The organism is Qipengyuania sp. SM2512 (genome assembly GCF_054954005.1).
Window position 1 is genome coordinate 1891334 of sequence record NZ_CM143134.1, and the last position, 15790, is coordinate 1907123.

Genomic DNA, 15790 nt, shown 5'->3' on the forward strand with positions numbered 1-15790 from the left:
ACAAATAATCGTTCCCTTCGTCGTTCGAACCTTTAAGGACGACCATGGGTGAACGAGGGGGCGGGGGTTGCAGAGTCATATCGCAGGGGCCGTGGGGCTGTCACTGGCGCTGGTCGCGTGCGCAACACCGACGAATATGCAAACCGCTGCCGAGCCGGGCTTTGCGATTCCCCAATCGTGGGTCGCCGATCCGGCGCCCGTCACGCTCGACACAGTGCAATATTGGACGCTCCTGGGGGATCCGCTGATCACCGAGCTGGTCGGGCTGGCGATCACCGAGAACCGCGATCTGGCCATCGCCGCTGCGCGCCTGGCGCAGGCGAGGGCGGGCGTGCGCCAGGCGCGTGCGGGCTATCTGCCCCGGCTGGACGGCAGCGCCGGCGTGCGGCGGGATTTCGGCGATTTCGCCGACGATGACTTGGGGCTCTCGATCGGCGCGGATGCGCAGTGGGAAATCGACCTGTTCGGCAGGATCGGCTACAATGTCGCGGTGTCGCGCGCGGAGCTCGCCGCGGCGGGATACGCGTTGGCCGATGTCCAGCGGCTGATCGTCGGGCAGGTGGTGCAGATCGCGGTTGCGGCGCGGGGGAGCGCGGTGCGACTGGCGATCGCGCGCGAGACGCTGGCGATCCAGGACGACAACCTCCAGATCGCGGTCTGGCGGCGCGAGGCGGGGCTGGTCTCGAGCCTCGATGTCGAACAGGCCCGCGCACAGCAGGCGCAGACCGCCGCCATCATCCCGGCGCTCGAAGCGGAGCTGGCGGCGCGCAGCTATGCGCTCTCGACGCTCATCGGCGAGCCGCCGGGCCGCGTTCTTGCCCTGTTGGAAGAGCAGGCGCGCCCGATCCCGGTCCCTCCGGAAAGCGTCGGTTTCCAAGCCCCCGCAGAGGTTCTGCGGCAAAGACCCGATGTTCGTCAGGCCGAGGCGGCGCTGATTGCCGACAGCGCCCGCATCGGTCTCACGCGGACCCAGTTGCTGCCGCTGGTGCAACTGACCGGAAACATCGGCACCGGCTCGGCCGGGCTCGGCAATCTCTTCGACACGATCACCGGCGGGCTGCTCGCCGGGGTCAGCCAGCTGATCTTCGACGGCGGACGAACGCGGGCGCAGATCGACGCGGCGGAGGCCGCGGCGCGCGTCTCGCTCGCCAATTGGGAGCAGACGATCCTGCTCGCGCTCGAGGAGGTCGAAAGCGCCGCGGTCGACCTGCGCGCGGCCCGCGCCCGCGTCGCTCTGTTCGCCGTCGCGCTGGAAGCGGCGGAGAACGCTGCGATCCTGGCGCGCAGCCAGTACGAGACCGGGCTGATCGATTTCGAAACGCTGCTGCTGGCCGAAAATCAGCTCCTTTCCGCGCGCAATTCGCTGGCATCGAGTGCGGTGGAGCGCGCGAGCGCCTTCGTGCGCCTCACCCAGGCGCTTGGCGGCGGCTGGGACGGCGAGCCCGAGGATACAGACGAAGGAACCCCGCGATGAGCGACACCGCGCCGGCCGCACAGAGCGGCGATATCGACGAGTTTCTCGGCGAGAAGCCGCGCCCGCGCTGGCGCCGCTGGATGAAGTTCTGGCTGCCCGCGCTGGTGCTGCTGGTGCTCGTGCTGGCGGTCTCGCGCTGTGTCGGGGGCGACGAGGCACCCGGCTACATCACCGAGGAAGTGGTGCTCCGCTCGCTCGATCTCACGGTCACGGCGACGGGCAATCTGCGCCCGACCAATCAGGTCCAGGTCGGCTCCGAAGTGTCGGGACGGATCGATCGCGTGCTGGTGGATGTCAACGACCGCGTCGTGCCAGGGCAAGTGCTGGCCGAGATCAACACCGATGTGATCGAGGATCAGATCACCCAGGCGCAGGCCAATCTCAACGCCGCACGCGCGCGGGTCGAGGAGGCGCGCGCCACGCTCGACGTCGACCGCGCGCAGCTCGCCCGGTTCCGCGAAGTGTTCAGAATATCCGACGGCCGCGTGCCCTCGCAGGTCGAACTCGAACAGGCCGAGGCGGCGGTCCGGCGCGGCAATGCCACCGTGGCCTCTGCGCAGGCCAGCGTGCGTTCCTCCGAAGCGCAGCTGTCCTCGGCGGTGACCAACCGCAACCGCGCGGTTGTCCGTTCGCCCGTGGCGGGGATCGTGCTGGCGCGGCAGGTCGAGCCCGGCCAGACCGTCGCCGCCAGCTTCAGCACGCCGACCTTGTTCATCATCGCCGAGGATCTCTCGGCGATGCAGCTCCAGGTGGCGGTGGACGAGGCCGATGTCGGCCAGGTCGAGGAAGGGCAGAAGGCCAGCTTCACCGTGGATGCCTATCCCGGCCGGCGCTTCCCGGCGGTGGTCGAACGGGTCGATCAGGCGAGCAGCAACACCGCTTCCGAGGCAAGCGCGCAGGCGAGCCAGGCCGCGCAGGCCAATTCGGTGGTGAGCTACGAAGCGCGGCTATCGGTGGCGAATACGCAAGGCCTGTTGCGCCCGGGCATGACCGCGACAGCGACCATCGCCACCCAGAGCACCGGGCGCCGGATGCTGGTGCCCAACAGCGCGCTGCGCTTTCGCCCCGATGCCGAGGAGGAAGAAGGCGGCGGCGTCCTCAACCCCTCGATCGGGCTCGAGCAGAACGAACAGCGCGCGACGATCGGCGTCGGCAGCCGCCAGCAGGTCTATGTCGTACAACCCGATGGCACGCTCGAAGCGATCGAGGTCGTGACAGGGCAGAGCGACGGGCGGCTGACGGTGGTGCGATCGGACGAGCTCGAGCCGGGCATGGAGGTTGTGACCGGGATCGAGGCCGACGCGCCATGAGCGAGGCGCCGCTGATCGAACTGGTCGGGATCACCAAGACCTTCGGCGAGGGAGCGGCGGCGTTTCAGGCGCTCAAGGGCGTCGACGTCACGATCGAGCGCGGCGATTTCGTGGCGATTATGGGGCCCTCGGGCTCGGGCAAGTCGACGACGATGAACATTCTGGGTTGCCTCGACGTCCCCACCGCGGGGATATTCCGGTTCCGCGGGGTCGAGGTCCAGTCGCTCGACCGCGATCAGCGCAGCCTGCTGCGGCGCAAATATCTCGGCTTCGTGTTCCAGGGGTTCAACCTGCTCTCGCGCACCAGTGCGATCGAGAATGTCGAACTGCCGCTGCTCTATCGCGGCGAGAGCAAGAAGGCGCGGCGCGAATCCGCGCTGCGTTCGCTCGATCAGGTCGGGCTGGTGCCCTGGGCCGATCACACCCCGGCCGAACTGTCGGGCGGGCAGCAGCAGCGCGTCGCCATCGCGCGGGCGCTGGTGACGCAGCCCGATGTCCTGCTGGCCGACGAACCGACGGGCAATCTCGACACCGAGCGCTCGATCGAGATCATGGAACTGCTGACCCGGCTCAACCGCGAGGGCATCACCATCCTGATGGTCACGCACGAAAAGGAAATGGCCGCCTTCGCCAACACCATCGTCCATTTCCGCGACGGGCTGGTCGAAACGGTCGAGCGCGGCAATCTCGCCGGACACGCGGTGGCAGCAGTCTGATGTTCGGCATGTTCGGCGCCACCCTGCTGCTTTCCTTCCGCGAAATCCGGCGCCATCTGCTGCGTTCCTTCCTGACCACGCTGGGGATCATCATCGGCGTCGCCGCGGTCATCACCATGGTGACGCTGGGCAATGGCGTGACCGCCTCGGTCAAGGAGGAGATTTCCTCGCTCGGCTCGAACGTTTTCATCGTCTTCCCCACCGGCGGCGACCGCGGACGGCCGCGGCCCTTCGATCGCGCCGATATCGATGCGGTCGCCAACCAGATCGCGGGCGTGGTCGAGGCGGCGGGCAGCGTCACCGCACCCGCGACCGCGTTCAACAACGGGCAGGACTGGTCGACCAGCGTCGAGGGCGTGGAGAACGCCTATCTGCGCGCGCAGACGATCGACATCGCGCAAGGCCGCTCCTTCACCGTCGAGGAGGAAAGTGGCGGTCGGAACGTCTGCCTCGTCGGTCCCAAGGTGGTCGAGGCGATCTTCGTGCCCGGCGTAAGTCCGCTGGGTGAGCAATTGCGGCTCGATCAGGTCTCCTGCACGGTCATTGGCGTTCTCGAGGAGCGCGGACAGGGCGGCGGCGGGCAGGATGCCGACAATGTCGTGATGATGCCGCTCAAGACGGTGCAGCGGCGCTTCACCGGCAGTGACAACATCCAGAGCTTCGTGATCAAATACGATCCCGCCTATTCGAGCGCCGCGATCCAGGATTCGCTGGTCGAGCTGCTGCGCGAGCGGCGGTTTCTGCAGGTCGGGACAGACAATGATTTCAACGTCATCGACACCGCGCAGGTCAATCAGGCGCTGGGCGCGGCCACGGGCGCGCTGACCGCGATGGTGGCGGTGATCGCCTCGATCAGCCTGCTGGTGGGCGGGATCGGGATCATGAACATCATGCTGGTCTCGGTGACCGAACGGACACGCGAGATCGGCATCCGGCTGGCGATCGGTGCCTTGGCGCGCGAGGTGCGGCTGCAGTTCCTGACCGAGGCGGTGGTGCTGTGCTGCTTCGGCGGTCTGCTGGGGATCGGGCTCGCCTTCCTGTTCTCGTGGAGCCTGGCGGGCCTGATCGAGGTGCCCTTCGTGTTCGACCCGACGATCAACATTCTGAGCTTCGTCTTCTCGGCCGCGATGGGCATCCTGTTCGGCTACTACCCCGCGCGCCGTGCTTCGAAACTCGATCCGATCGACGCGCTTCGCCACGAGTGACCTCCGGGTCGATGCGCTGCCATTCGGGCCCGTCGCCGTCGCCGCTCCGATAGAAGTGGGCATTCGTGTAGCCACGCCGCCCCAGGTTTAGGTCGGACCGCGCGAGGTGCCCAGCCAAAAATAACTTTGCGCTAGATCGGGTTGTGGTCGGAGCCGCGCTATAAGGGAGTGGTACCTTCACCCTCCCTCAAGTTGTGGAAGACCCATGATACAGACGTTTAACAGTTGGCGCCTGCCCAAGAAGATGTTCGTTTCCTTCGCCGTCATTGCCGCGATTCTCGCGACGATTGCGGGTTCCGGGATCTACGCGACCCGCACCATGAGCGAGATCGCCTCCGCCCACGTCGATCGCGGTATCGCCGGAACCGAAGCGCTTGGGCGGTTGGTGTCGGCGTTGCGCGAACACCGGATCATCATCTTTTCCAGACTGACCTCGGACGGGCTGCAAGAGAAACAGGCTTACGCCGAAAGGTTCGCCAAAAACGAAACTGCGATCGCCCAAGCCATCGCCGACTATGAGCCGCTTGCTGGAGAGTTCTCGCCTCAGCTGCAGCAGCTTAAGAAGCATATCGATGATCTGGCCCAGGTAAACGGGCGCATTTTCATGGCTATCGACTCGCAAGGAGGTGCAGCAGCACTTCCCCTGGTCAAAGGTGAGGGCCGAGAGGCATCTACCACGGCCTTGGACGACACCCAGAAGCTTATTGATCTCCAAGGGCAGCGCGCGAACGCCAACGACGCCGCGGGCAATGCTTTCGCGGCCACCGCATTCACGGTACTCGTCCTTCTTTCGCTGGCCGGACTGGCTGTATTGTTCGGCATCTGGAAGCTTATCGGTCGAACCGTCTCGGTGCCACTTGCCGAAGTTTCCCGCGCCACCACCACGCTTGCCGAAGGCGGCAAGGCCGATGTCCCGCATCGCAATCGCGTGGACGAACTGGGCGAAGTCGCACAGGCGGTCGAGCTGTTCCGCATGGCGGCCGTTCAGCGGGCGGAGATCGATGCCCGAACCGCGGCCGAGCAGCAGGTGGTCACCAGCTCGCTGAGCGAGAGCCTGACCGCGCTCAAGGCGGGCGATCTGACCGCCGAGATCCGTGCGGAGTTCCCGCCGGCCTATGTCGAACTGCGGACCAATTTCAACGACGCGTTGGCCAGCCTGCGCGAGCTGATCGGCTCGGTCATCGAAAGCGCCGCGACCATTCGGACCGGCTCGGGCGAAATCGCCCAGGCTTCCGAAGATCTCGCTCGCCGGACCGAAGCCAATGCGGCGAGCCTGGAGGAAACCTCCGCCGCGCTGGCACAGATCGACCAGCGGATCGGAGCGACCGCCAAGGCCGCGGTCCAGACCGTCAGCCGCGCCGACAATGCCATCTCGACCGTCAGCGGCGGCCGCGGCGTTGCCGATGAGGCGGTCCAGGCCATGACCCGCGTTTCGGAAAGCGCCAAGGGGATCAACGACGTGATCGAGGGGGTCGACAAGATCGCCTTCCAGACCCGCGTCCTCGCGATGAACGCCGCCGTCGAGGCGGGCCGCGCCGGTGATGCCGGTCGAGGCTTTGCCGTGGTCGCGGATCTCGTCTCGGCACTGGCCATGCGCGCGGAAGAAGAAGCCGGCCGCGCCCGCGATCAGTTGACCGCGACGCAGGACGACATCAGTTCCGCGGTCGAGATGGTCCAGAAGGTCGACGGTGCACTGGCCGACATCGCAGAGGGTGTCGCCGAAGTGCACACGCTGCTCGGCGGGATGGCCACCGACAACGAGGCGCAGGCCACCGCGATCAGCCAGATCTCCAGCGCAGTCGGCGCGATGGATCAGGCCACCCAGCAGAACGCGTCGATGGTGGAAGAAACCTCCGCCGCCGCGCTCAGCCTGTCGGGCGAAGTCAACGCGCTCTCCGAACGCGCGTCGCAGTTCGATGTCGGCGCCGCGCAAAGTGGCTCGGCGAGGGTGGCGGTGCTTCCGGCCAGCCATGGGGCCAGGCGGGAGCAGGCGAAGCTCGCAGCGGCCCTGACGGCAAAGCCCGCCCTCGCGGTGGCGAACGGCCGGGCTGCCAATGAAGATTGGACGTCCTTCTAGGGCGCGGACCGGCAGGCAAACTCACCATGCCAGGCGCGCATCCGGCACCGTGCCGGGTGCGCGCTTGTCGTTTGCCTTGCGAGCATGGTGGCGGCCCGTTCGCGCCGGGCGAGGCTGATCGGCCCTCGACCCGATTTTTCCCCGCGCAAGTGGCAGGCTCTTTAAAAGGTCGGGGAAACGGGCAAGACTGGACTTGGCCTGTTGCGGACCCAGGCCGGAGACGAGGAAAAGGGGGAGCAAGTTGGAAGACATGTCCGCCGCAGCGCCGTCCGGATCGGCGGCCCGATTTCCCTGGCCCTTGCGGCAGCTCCCAGGCTTGGCGGCCTGATGGCGCATCTCAGGGTCTGCGTGCTCGGCGCGACCGGCACCATCGGCCGGGCGACGGTCTCCGCACTTGTCCAGCGAGGCCACGAGGTCGTCGCCTTCGTTCGCGAGCGTTCGCCCGTCGACCCTTCGCCGGTATGGGCTCTGGAGGCTGCCGGAGCTTCGACAAGACGGGTCGAGGTGAGCGATCCGGCCTCGCTCGCTCGCGACGGATTTGCCGGCGAGCGCTTCGATGCGGTGGTGTCCTGCATGGCCTCGCGAACCGGAGCGCCCGTGGATGCATGGGCGATCGATCACCGCGCGCATCTGCTGGCGCTGGAGGCGGCGCGGCGCGCAGGGGTCGGCCATTTCGTCCTGCTGTCCGCGATCTGCGTGCAGAAACCGCGGCTGGCGTTCCAGCACGCCAAGCTGGCCTTCGAGGCGGCGCTGATCGGCTCCGGCCTGCGCTATTCGATCGTCCGGCCCACCGCCTTCTTCAAATCGCTCTCGGGCCAGATTGAGCGCGTCCGCGAAGGGCGGCCCTTCCTGCTGTTCGGCGATGGCACGCTGACCGCCTGCAAGCCGATAAGCGACGACGATCTGGCGGAGTATATCGCGGACTGCCTCAACGACGCGACCCGCTGGAACCGCATCCTGCCGATCGGCGGGCCGGGGGATGCGATCACGCCGCGCCAGCAAGGCGAAGCGCTGTTCGCGCTGCTGGAGCGTCCCGCGAAGTTTCGCTCGGTACCGGTAGCGCTGCTCGGCCTTGTTGCCGCAGCACTTGGCGCGGCGGGCCGCATCGTGCCGTCACTCGCCGACAAGGCGGAGCTTGCGCGCATCGGCCGCTATTACGCCACCGAATCGATGCTGGTGCTCGATCCGCGGACCGGGCGTTACGATGCCGACGCCACACCTTCGAGCGGAAGCGAAACCCTATTCGCCCACTACCGTTCAGTACTCGACGGCCGCGCTACCTCGGAACGCGGCGACCATGCGGTGTTCTAGACGGGAAGCTTACCGTCTCTTAACCTTTCCGACGCTAACGGAACTTGGCCTATACTATCTCGGCCGATTCTATGAACCCCCATGACGAACCCGCCCGGCTCGACGCCCTGCACCGGTTGAATCTGCTCGACACGCCGCCGAGCGAGAGTTTCGATCGCATCACCCGCATGGCGAGCCAGATATTCGACCTGCCCATCTCGGCGGTATCGCTGACCGACAGCGACCGGCAGTGGTTCAAATCGCGCGTCGGCGTGGAGCACCGATCGATCCCGCGCGACAAAGCGCCCTGCGCCGCCGTGGCCGAGAGCACCGAAGCCATCGTGGTTCCCGATCTTCTCGCCGATCCCCGCTATGCGAACAGCGTCCTGGCATCGCAGGGTGCGCGCTTCTACGCGGGCGCGCCGCTGACCACGCGCGAGGGCTTCGGCCTGGGGGCGCTTTGCGTCATCGGCATGGAGCCCAGGTCGGCGACCGCCTCGGAGCTGGCCGCGCTGGAGGATCTGGCGCAGATGGTGATGGCGCAGATCGAGCTCCAGCATGCATTCGGACGGATCGATCCGATCAGCGGTCTGGCCAACCGGGTCCAGTTCTTCGACGATCTCGAGGACCTAGGGCGCGACGATCCGGGGCAATTGCGCCAGGTCGTGCTCGTCGAGCTTGCCGGCCACGAACAGGTCAACGAGGGCATCCGGGTGCTCGGGCCCGACTATGTCGACACCATGGTCCAGGAAGCGGCGCGGACGCTGCGCCGCCTGCTCGGACCGGGGCGCCCCGCCTATCATGTCGCCGCAACCCAGTTCGCCTTTCTCGCGCCGCTCGCCGCCAAGCAGCAGGAATACATGCTCCAGCTGGTCGAACTGCTGGGCAAGCTGCGGACCGATGGAACCTTCCGCTTCGTCACCAATGCCAAGATCGGGATGGCACCCTTCGTCAGCGGCAAGAGCGCGCCTGCCGACGTGCTGCGCACCGCCTACAGCGCGGCGCTCGATGCCCGGTTCTCCCAGACCGACATCGGCTTCTACGCCTCGCAAGACGATGAGGCGCATCGCCGAAGGTTCCTGCTGCTCGAGGATTTCGGCGCAGCGCTGGAGGATCCCGAGCAATTGCGGCTGGTCTATCAGCCGCGGGTCGATCTGGCTTCGCGTCGCTGCGTCGGCGCGGAAGCCTTGCTGCGCTGGTCGCATCCCGTGCTCGGCGACGTCTCGCCCGCGGAATTCATCCCGATCATCGAGAAGACCTCGCTGGCGCGCGCGGCGACCGATCGGGTCATCGAAATGGGACTGCGGCAACTCGGCGCCTGGCGCAATCAGGGGCTCGGCCTCACGCTGTCGATCAACATTTCGGCGACCAATCTGTCGGAGATCGACTTCGCCCAGCGGGTGAAGTTGAGCCTCATGAAGCACGGCGTCCGCCCCGAAATGCTCGAACTGGAAGTCACCGAAAGCGCAGTGATGGAAGACACGGCGCGCGCGCTCGAACAGCTGGCCACGATCGACGAAGCGGGCATCGCCATCGCCATCGACGATTTCGGCACCGGTCACAGCAGCCTTGCCTATCTCCAGCGTCTGCCCGCCAAGATCGTGAAGATCGATCAGTCCTTCATTCGCGATTTGATGCGGGGCGAGCGCGAGCTGACGCTGGTCCGTTCGATGATCTCGCTATCGCACGATCTGGGTTGCCGCGTGGTCGCCGAAGGGATCGAAATCGCTGCCGCGGCCGATATGCTCACCGCGATGGGATGCGACGAGGGGCAGGGCTATTATTTCGCACGTCCGCTGGAGGCGGCGGATTTCGCGCAGTGGTTCGCAGGCGACGAGACGCTCCATGCCGCGGCGTGAACCATCCGCGCCGTAATCGGCGGGGCGTGATCGGCTGCGAAAACCGGCGCGGTTTTCGCCAACGGGCGCGATTTCCGGCCAGCATGCCTGCCGTGCGTGCCGGCGCGTTCAGCCGTGCCAGTCCGGTGCCGGTTCCTGCTTGGCCAGCCGGCGCGCGGTGGTGGCGGTCTGGAGGACGAACAGGGCGATCAGGATGAGCCCCACGCCGCCGACGAACAGGTCGAAGCCGTTCAGCTCCCAGACGATCGGGCTCTCGAGCCCGGCGATCAGCATCGCCAGCGTCAGCCCGATCAGGATCAGCCGCAATTCGGTCGGCCCGGCGTTGAAATAGGACAGGCGCAGCTCGCCCAACACGCGCACCGAGAGGAAGGCGTGGATCGACATCAGCAGATAACCCGCCAGCGCGATCAGCGCGACTTCGAGCTGGACGTAGGGGGTTACTCCGATCCCGATCACCACCAGCATGGTGGCAAAGCCGTCGCAGCTGTGGTCGAGGAAATAGCCATAGCGCGGGCGCTCGATCTTGCGGAAGCGCGCAAGGCTGCCATCGAGCGAGTCGCCGAACCAGTGGATGAAATATCCCAGGATCGACAGCCACAGCCAGTCGGGGTCGAGATTGCTGCCCAGATAGCCGGCGAAAACGAACAGCGCGCCGATCATTCCGGTGAAGGTCAGCATGTCGGGGCTGACCCAGGGGGGCATCACCGAGCACAGATGGGTGAGCGCACGCCGCTCGAGCCGCGCGATCAGGTTTTCCTGAATGCGGTGGATCGGGGCAACGGGTGCCTTGGGTTCGGGAGCGTCTGTCATGGAATTGCAACGCGCCGGGTAACGAAGGACCCGGTCCGTGTCCAATCCCTACGCAAGAATGCCCGGGCCAGCTGCATCTTTGTAGGACCGGCATCGGGGGACCGGCCACAAAAAAGGCGGCCCCGCGGGACCGCCTTTCTCGAAACGACTGTCAAGTCTCGGAGGCTGGGCCTCAGGGGCTGACGGCTTCGTCGTCATCATCGTCATCGGTGAGGATGAGGGCGAGCATGCCGGCGGCGGCGAGCGCGATCACGGCGATACCGGCGCCGATCCCACCGCCGAGTTCCGAGGCTTCGCTCGCGGGCATCGAGGCGCGGTTGAGCGGAGCGGCCTCGGCCGCCTGAAGCGCGACCGGCGCCGAGGCCAACGAGCCAGCGGCTGCCGCAAACATCATAGTGCGAATTTTCATAGTGCCATCCTTCTTTGCGTGAACCTCATCAAAGGCTGCAAAGCCGGTTGGTTCCATGGCGAGAAAACTGTTCGACCAACCGTGCTTGGTTTCGGCTCGGCCCGGAAGCTGGGGCCGGAAGCGGCGCGCAAACCGGGTGGTGAGGTCCGAAAGTTACGAAATATTACCCTTTCGAACCCTAGGAAGGCCTGAAGCCCAGGTCGAACATCGAGGGGAGGCGGCTGCCGCCCACAGCCTATGCGTGAAGTTGACGAACCAGATCAGGACGGCGGCGTGTTCCGCTTTGCCGCGCGCTGGCGTCGAGGGCTGCGGGGCCGTTTTCGCCGCGAGCAGGATGCCGCCGAGCCGCAATTAGCGCGGCGGCGGATAGCCGCATGGGCCATGCTGATCGGGCTGGTGATCGGTTTCATCGATCTTGCGCTGCCCGTGGAAGACAGCTTCCGTGCGGTCCGCGGGGCACTGAGATCGCAGCCCGCCGATCAGCAGGTGGTGGTCGTCGCTATCGAGGATCGGACGCTCAACGCCTTGGGCTCGGATGAACCGAGCCGCAGCGCAGACGCGCAGCTACTCGATCGATTGTTCGCGCAGGGGGCGGAACGGGTCTTTTTCGCTCGGGCTTATGCGGATCTCACCGAACCTCGACACGATGCAGAGTTCGCCCGAGCGCTCGATCGCTATGGATCGCGGGTCTTCCTCGGAGCCACGCCTGAAATCGAGCAAGCCGATGGATCGAGTTCGTCGATTGTTCCGCACGAGCGCTTCCGATCCTCGGCACGGATCGTATCGATGTATGGCGAGGTCGCGCCCTTCAAGCTCTCGTTCCGTTTGCCAACGAGCTCCTTCATTCTCGGTGAGGATCGTCCCTCGTTCTCCGCGGCACTGGCGCGCGTGGATGGTGACGGTAGCTTTTACCGTGTCGATTTTGCGACCGACCCTACCACGGTCCCGGTCATAAGCTACATAGATGCCTTGGCTGGCAGAACGAGCGTCGAAGCCGTGCGCGGGAAAGATGTGGTAATCGCGCCGGCGAGCCGCGGGGCGCGGGATATGCATGCTTTGCCACTCAGAGGCGATGCTCCCCTGGCGTATTTTCATATAATCGGGGCCGAGACCCTCAAGCGCGGTAGTCCCATCGACCTGGGCTGGTTTCCCGCTTTTCTCGTTATTTGCGGCGTGGTTTTCCGCCTGAGCAAGCGGGCAATCCCTGCGGAAAGTCTCGTCCTGCTTTCCGGGGTGGGGCTCGCGGTGATCCCGCTGGTGCTCGACTTCATCAGTGTAAGCGTGGATGTCGTACCCGCGGCGGTTTGTCTGGCGATCGCCGCCTTCCGCTTGTATCGCCTCGCGAACAATACCTATCGGGGCGCGACCGGGCTGCGCAGGATTGAGACCCTGCAAGGCTCCCAATTGGCCGAAGGCATGGATGTGCTGGCGCTGAAGATCCGCAATTTTGCCACCATCTCGGCGATTCTGTCGCCACAGGAAATCGACCAATTGCTGATCAAGGCGCACACCATGCTGCGCGCCACCGATTCCTCTGCCGAGTTCGCCTTCCACAAGGACACCTTCGTCTGGACCCGGAGCACAACCCTGCCGACCGATCTGGTCGAGCACGCGCAGGGACTGCATGCGCTGTTCCGCACCAGCATAACCGTCGGCTCCCAAGCGCCCGATATCGCTTCCTCCATTGGCATCGACAGCAATTACAACGCCAAGTTGCGCGAGCGGACTGAGAACGCGATGCAGTGCGCCGAAGACGCCGCGCGGGCCGGTCGCGTGTTTCTTGTCAGCGAGTCGCGGGTCGCCGATGACATCGCCTGGCGAGGGCAGATTCTATCGGAACTAGAAACTGCGCTCCGCAACGACGAGGTCGGGGTCGCCTTCCAGCCCAAAGTGTCGCTGGCTACGGGTCTGGTCGTCGGGGCGGAAGCACTGCTGCGCTGGACGCATCCCACCCGGGGGGACATCGCGCCCGACAAGGTCGTCGCCATCGCCGAGGAACACGGCAGGGTCGGAATGATCACCTTCTACGTTCTCAATCGCGCGCTGGTCCAGGCGCGCAAGGCGCTCGATCGTTATCCCGAATTCCGGATTTCGATCAATATCTCGGCGCTAGACCTGCGCGACCGGATGTTCGTCCCTCAGCTCGAGCAGATCATCGCCGCGCATCGTTTCCCGGCCGCCAATATCATTCTCGAGATAACAGAGACGGCGCCGATCGAGAACGATGATGCCGTCTCTCGCACCATGGGGGACCTCAAGCGGATGGGGGTCAAGCTCTCTGTCGATGATTTCGGCATGGGGCATGCTTCGCTCGAATATCTGCGCTGGATTCCGGCCGACGAGGTCAAGATCGATCGCAGCTTCGTGACCGGGATCGAGACCTCGGAGGCGGATCGCGCGCTGGTCGGCTCGGCGATCCAGATGATCCACTCGCTCGGGCGCACCGCGGTCGCCGAAGGGGTGGAGACATTGGGCGTCTCCAAGATCCTGCGCGAGATGGGCTGCGAGGAAGCGCAAGGCTATTATTTCTCTCGCCCCCTCCCCATGGACGCCCTCCTCGCGCAGATGCCGAAAGGAGCCGCCGCAGCATAGGGTCTTGCAACAAGGTTAATATCTGTTAACCATGCTGTCAGCACATTCCGTGCAGACAGGAGATTTCTATGTCAGTTTGGAAATGGATTGGCGACCTCGTCTCGCCCCGCTGAAATCAGCATCACCGATTTTTGAAAGCCCCGGCCTGGCCGGGGCTTTCTCGGTTTTGGGGTGAGCGCATCGCGGTCAGGCTCGGCTAGCCCAGCGCCGCAGGATCGCCGAAAACCCCGTTTTGGTAGTCCTGCAGCGCCTTGAGGATCTCCTCGCGCGTGTTCATCACGAAGGGGCCGTGGGCGACCACCGGTTCACCGATCGGGTCGGCATGGCCGTATAGGATGAGGCAGCCCGAATCGCTGGAAACCTCCACCCCCTCGCCGTCGCCGACTTGCGCCAGATGGTGCTCGGGCACCTCGTCCGGACCGATTCGCGCCGCCCCGCGCACCGTGTAGAAGAACACGCTGCGTCCCGCGGGCGCGGGCAGGGTGGCGCTGCTGCCTGAAGCCAGCTCCACCATCGCCAGCATGACCCCGGTCAGCGACGAGACCCGCGCGCCCTCGCTCCCCGAGACCGCGCGCAGGGTCGCGCCGGGCGCCAGTTCGACTGCCGGTATCTCCTCCGCCGCCACCGGAATGTAATTCGGCTCGGTCAGCTTGAGCCGCGCGGCAGGTTGACCCACAGCTGCAGGATCTCGAGCGGCCCGCCTTCGCGCTTGAAGCTCTCGGGCGACAGTTCGGCGTGGATCAGCCCGCGCCCTGCGGTCATCCACTGCACCCCGCCGGCCTCGACCACGCTCTCGCCGCCGCCGGTATCGCGGTGCGCCAGATTGCCCTGCAGGATGAAGGTCACCGTCTCGAAGCCGCGGTGCGGGTGCGGGCCAAAGGGCAGGCCGTGATTGCCCGGCGGATAGGTCTGCGGCCCGTGATGGTTGAGGAACAGGAAGGGATCGACCTGCTCCAGTCCGGGACCGGGCACGGGGCGGCGGGTGACCAGATCGCCGATATCCTCGCGCCGCGCCTTGTGGACCGACAGCAGAGGCCGCGCGCTCATTCCGCGGCCCCCGGCACCAGCGGATCGGGCCCCGCAGGCACCACGCCGGTGGGATTGATGTGGTCGTGGCTCTCGTAATAATGGTGGCGGATGTGGTGGAAATTCACCGTCTCGGCGATCCCGTCGAGCGCGTAGAGCCGCCGCGTGAACGCCGCAAGATTGGGATAGTCCGCGATCCGGCGGATGTTGCATTTGAAATGGCCGTGATAGACCGGGTCGAAGCGGATCAGCGTGGTCCACAGCCGGATATCCGCCTCGGTCAGCTGCCCGCCGACCAGCCACGCCTGCCCCTCGAGCCGCTGCTCCAGCGCGTCGAGCTTGGCGAACAGCGGCACCACAGCCGCCTCATAGGCATGCTGCGTGGTCGCGAAACCGGCCTTGTAGACCCCGTTGTTGACGCTGTCGTAGACCTCCTCGTTGACCGCGTCGATCTCGCCGCGATGCGCCTCGGGGTAGAGGTCGAGATCGTTCGCGCCGCAATGGTCGAAAGCGTTGCCGAGCATCCGCAAAATGTCCGCGCTCTCATTGTTGACGATAGTGCCGGTCTCCTTGTCCCACAGCACCGGCACGGTGACATGGCCCGAATAATCGGGTTTCGCCGCGGTGTAGATCTGGTGCAGATTGCTCGCGCCCATCAGCGGTTCGGGGGTCACGCACTGACCCTCGCGGAACGACCAGCCGCCCTCCTGCATACGCCAGTGGACGTTGACCAGCTCGATCGCCCCGGTCAGCCCCTTGAGATGCCGCGCGGCGTTGGCGCGGTGCGCCCAGGGGCAGGCGAGGCTGATATAGAGCCGGTAGCGCCCCGGCTCCGCCACGAAACCACCGTCCCCGGTCGGCCCGGGGCTGCCGTCGGGCGTGACCCAGTTGCGAAACGCACTTTCGTCGCGCTCGAAGGCGCCGCTATCCTCGTCGTTATAGTCCCATTCGTCGTGCCACTGGCCGTCTTTCAGAAAACCCATGTCGTATCCCTGTGAGTGTCGCTTGCTGACCCAGCGAAG

Annotated in this window: 13 protein-coding genes; 8 read left to right on the forward strand and 5 right to left on the reverse strand. The window is 65.8% G+C overall.

Annotated features, from left to right (window positions below):
• The first annotated feature begins 136 nt into the window (after positions 1-136).
• The 7 genes from ACQ5J0_RS09510 (at position 137) to ACQ5J0_RS09540 (ending at position 9931) form a co-directional block, all read left to right on the forward strand.
• On the forward strand, positions 137-1474 hold the full coding sequence (locus ACQ5J0_RS09510; protein ID WP_462567238.1) for an efflux transporter outer membrane subunit: 1338 nt from the start codon (positions 137-139) through the stop codon (positions 1472-1474).
• Positions 1471-2784 carry an efflux RND transporter periplasmic adaptor subunit gene (locus ACQ5J0_RS09515; protein ID WP_462567239.1) on the forward strand — a complete coding sequence of 438 codons (1314 nt, stop codon included), beginning with the start codon at positions 1471-1473 and terminating at the stop codon, positions 2782-2784. The genes ACQ5J0_RS09510 and ACQ5J0_RS09515 overlap by 4 nt, the downstream gene beginning before the upstream one ends.
• Positions 2781-3500: an ABC transporter ATP-binding protein gene (locus ACQ5J0_RS09520; RefSeq protein WP_462567240.1), complete on the forward strand. Its 720-nt coding sequence runs from the start codon at positions 2781-2783 to the stop codon at positions 3498-3500. Before ACQ5J0_RS09515 ends, ACQ5J0_RS09520 begins: the two co-directional genes overlap by 4 nt.
• Positions 3501-3508: 8 nt before the next feature.
• Positions 3509-4705, forward strand: coding sequence for an ABC transporter permease (locus ACQ5J0_RS09525; protein WP_462567241.1), 1197 nt, complete (start codon positions 3509-3511; stop codon positions 4703-4705).
• A gap of 205 nt (positions 4706-4910) precedes the next feature.
• Positions 4911-6782: a methyl-accepting chemotaxis protein gene (locus tag ACQ5J0_RS09530; RefSeq protein ID WP_462567242.1), complete on the forward strand. Its 1872-nt coding sequence runs from the start codon at positions 4911-4913 to the stop codon at positions 6780-6782.
• A gap of 327 nt (positions 6783-7109) precedes the next feature.
• The gene (locus ACQ5J0_RS09535) at positions 7110-8093 is read left to right on the forward strand and encodes an NAD(P)H-binding protein (protein WP_462567243.1); all 984 of its coding nucleotides are present in this window, start codon (positions 7110-7112) and stop codon (positions 8091-8093) included.
• 71 nt (positions 8094-8164) lie between these two features.
• Entirely contained in the window at positions 8165-9931 is a 1767-nt protein-coding gene (locus tag ACQ5J0_RS09540) for a sensor domain-containing phosphodiesterase (protein WP_462567244.1), read from the forward strand.
• Positions 9932-10039: 108 nt separating this feature from the next.
• Here the strand turns inward: ACQ5J0_RS09540 and ACQ5J0_RS09545 are convergent, their stop codons facing one another.
• The gene (locus tag ACQ5J0_RS09545) at positions 10040-10741 is read right to left on the reverse strand and encodes a CDP-alcohol phosphatidyltransferase family protein (protein ID WP_462567245.1); all 702 of its coding nucleotides are present in this window, start codon (positions 10739-10741) and stop codon (positions 10040-10042) included.
• Positions 10742-10913: 172 nt separating this feature from the next.
• Complete coding sequence (locus tag ACQ5J0_RS09550; protein ID WP_462567247.1) at positions 10914-11150, reverse strand: hypothetical protein; 237 nt, start codon at positions 11148-11150, stop codon at positions 10914-10916.
• Positions 11151-11531: 381 nt separating this feature from the next.
• Here ACQ5J0_RS09550 and ACQ5J0_RS09555 point away from each other — a divergent pair, with 381 nt between their 5' ends.
• A complete protein-coding gene (locus ACQ5J0_RS09555) occupies positions 11532-13742 on the forward strand; it encodes an EAL domain-containing protein (protein ID WP_462570087.1) in 2211 nt (736 codons plus the stop codon).
• Positions 13743-13938: 196 nt separating this feature from the next.
• On the opposite strand, the gene ACQ5J0_RS09560 is transcribed toward ACQ5J0_RS09555, so the two are convergent.
• Genes ACQ5J0_RS09560 through ACQ5J0_RS09570 form a run of 3 tightly spaced genes read right to left on the reverse strand, consistent with a single transcriptional unit; the run spans position 13939 to position 15751 of the window.
• Complete coding sequence (locus ACQ5J0_RS09560) at positions 13939-14418, reverse strand: pirin-like C-terminal cupin domain-containing protein (protein WP_462567248.1); 480 nt, start codon at positions 14416-14418, stop codon at positions 13939-13941.
• Positions 14388-14789 (reverse strand): pirin family protein, encoded by a 402-nt coding sequence (locus ACQ5J0_RS09565; RefSeq protein ID WP_462567249.1) that lies wholly within the window; start codon positions 14787-14789, stop codon positions 14388-14390. Before ACQ5J0_RS09565 ends, ACQ5J0_RS09560 begins: the two co-directional genes overlap by 31 nt.
• Positions 14786-15751, reverse strand: a complete 966-nt coding sequence (locus tag ACQ5J0_RS09570; protein ID WP_462567250.1) for a glutathione S-transferase family protein — start codon at positions 15749-15751, stop codon at positions 14786-14788. The genes ACQ5J0_RS09565 and ACQ5J0_RS09570 overlap by 4 nt, the downstream gene beginning before the upstream one ends.
• Positions 15752-15790: the final 39 nt, after the last annotated feature.

Excerpts from the sequence above, each read along its gene's own strand:
- ACQ5J0_RS09510 (WP_462567238.1), top strand. The coding sequence starts at position 137 with ATGCAAACCGCTGCCGAGCCGGGCTTTGCGATTCCCCAATCGTGGGTC.
- ACQ5J0_RS09515 (WP_462567239.1), top strand. The coding sequence starts at position 1,471 with ATGAGCGACACCGCGCCGGCCGCACAGAGCGGCGATATCGACGAGTTT.
- ACQ5J0_RS09520 (WP_462567240.1), top strand. The coding sequence starts at position 2,781 with ATGAGCGAGGCGCCGCTGATCGAACTGGTCGGGATCACCAAGACCTTC.
- ACQ5J0_RS09525 (WP_462567241.1), top strand. The coding sequence starts at position 3,509 with ATGTTCGGCGCCACCCTGCTGCTTTCCTTCCGCGAAATCCGGCGCCAT.
- ACQ5J0_RS09530 (WP_462567242.1), top strand. The coding sequence starts at position 4,911 with ATGATACAGACGTTTAACAGTTGGCGCCTGCCCAAGAAGATGTTCGTT.
- ACQ5J0_RS09535 (WP_462567243.1), top strand. The coding sequence starts at position 7,110 with ATGGCGCATCTCAGGGTCTGCGTGCTCGGCGCGACCGGCACCATCGGC.
- ACQ5J0_RS09540 (WP_462567244.1), top strand. The coding sequence starts at position 8,165 with ATGAACCCCCATGACGAACCCGCCCGGCTCGACGCCCTGCACCGGTTG.
- ACQ5J0_RS09545 (WP_462567245.1), bottom strand. The coding sequence starts at position 10,741 with ATGACAGACGCTCCCGAACCCAAGGCACCCGTTGCCCCGATCCACCGC.
- ACQ5J0_RS09550 (WP_462567247.1), bottom strand. The coding sequence starts at position 11,150 with ATGAAAATTCGCACTATGATGTTTGCGGCAGCCGCTGGCTCGTTGGCC.
- ACQ5J0_RS09555 (WP_462570087.1), top strand. The coding sequence starts at position 11,532 with ATGCTGATCGGGCTGGTGATCGGTTTCATCGATCTTGCGCTGCCCGTG.
- ACQ5J0_RS09565 (WP_462567249.1), bottom strand. The coding sequence starts at position 14,789 with ATGAGCGCGCGGCCTCTGCTGTCGGTCCACAAGGCGCGGCGCGAGGAT.
- ACQ5J0_RS09570 (WP_462567250.1), bottom strand. The coding sequence starts at position 15,751 with ATGGGTTTTCTGAAAGACGGCCAGTGGCACGACGAATGGGACTATAAC.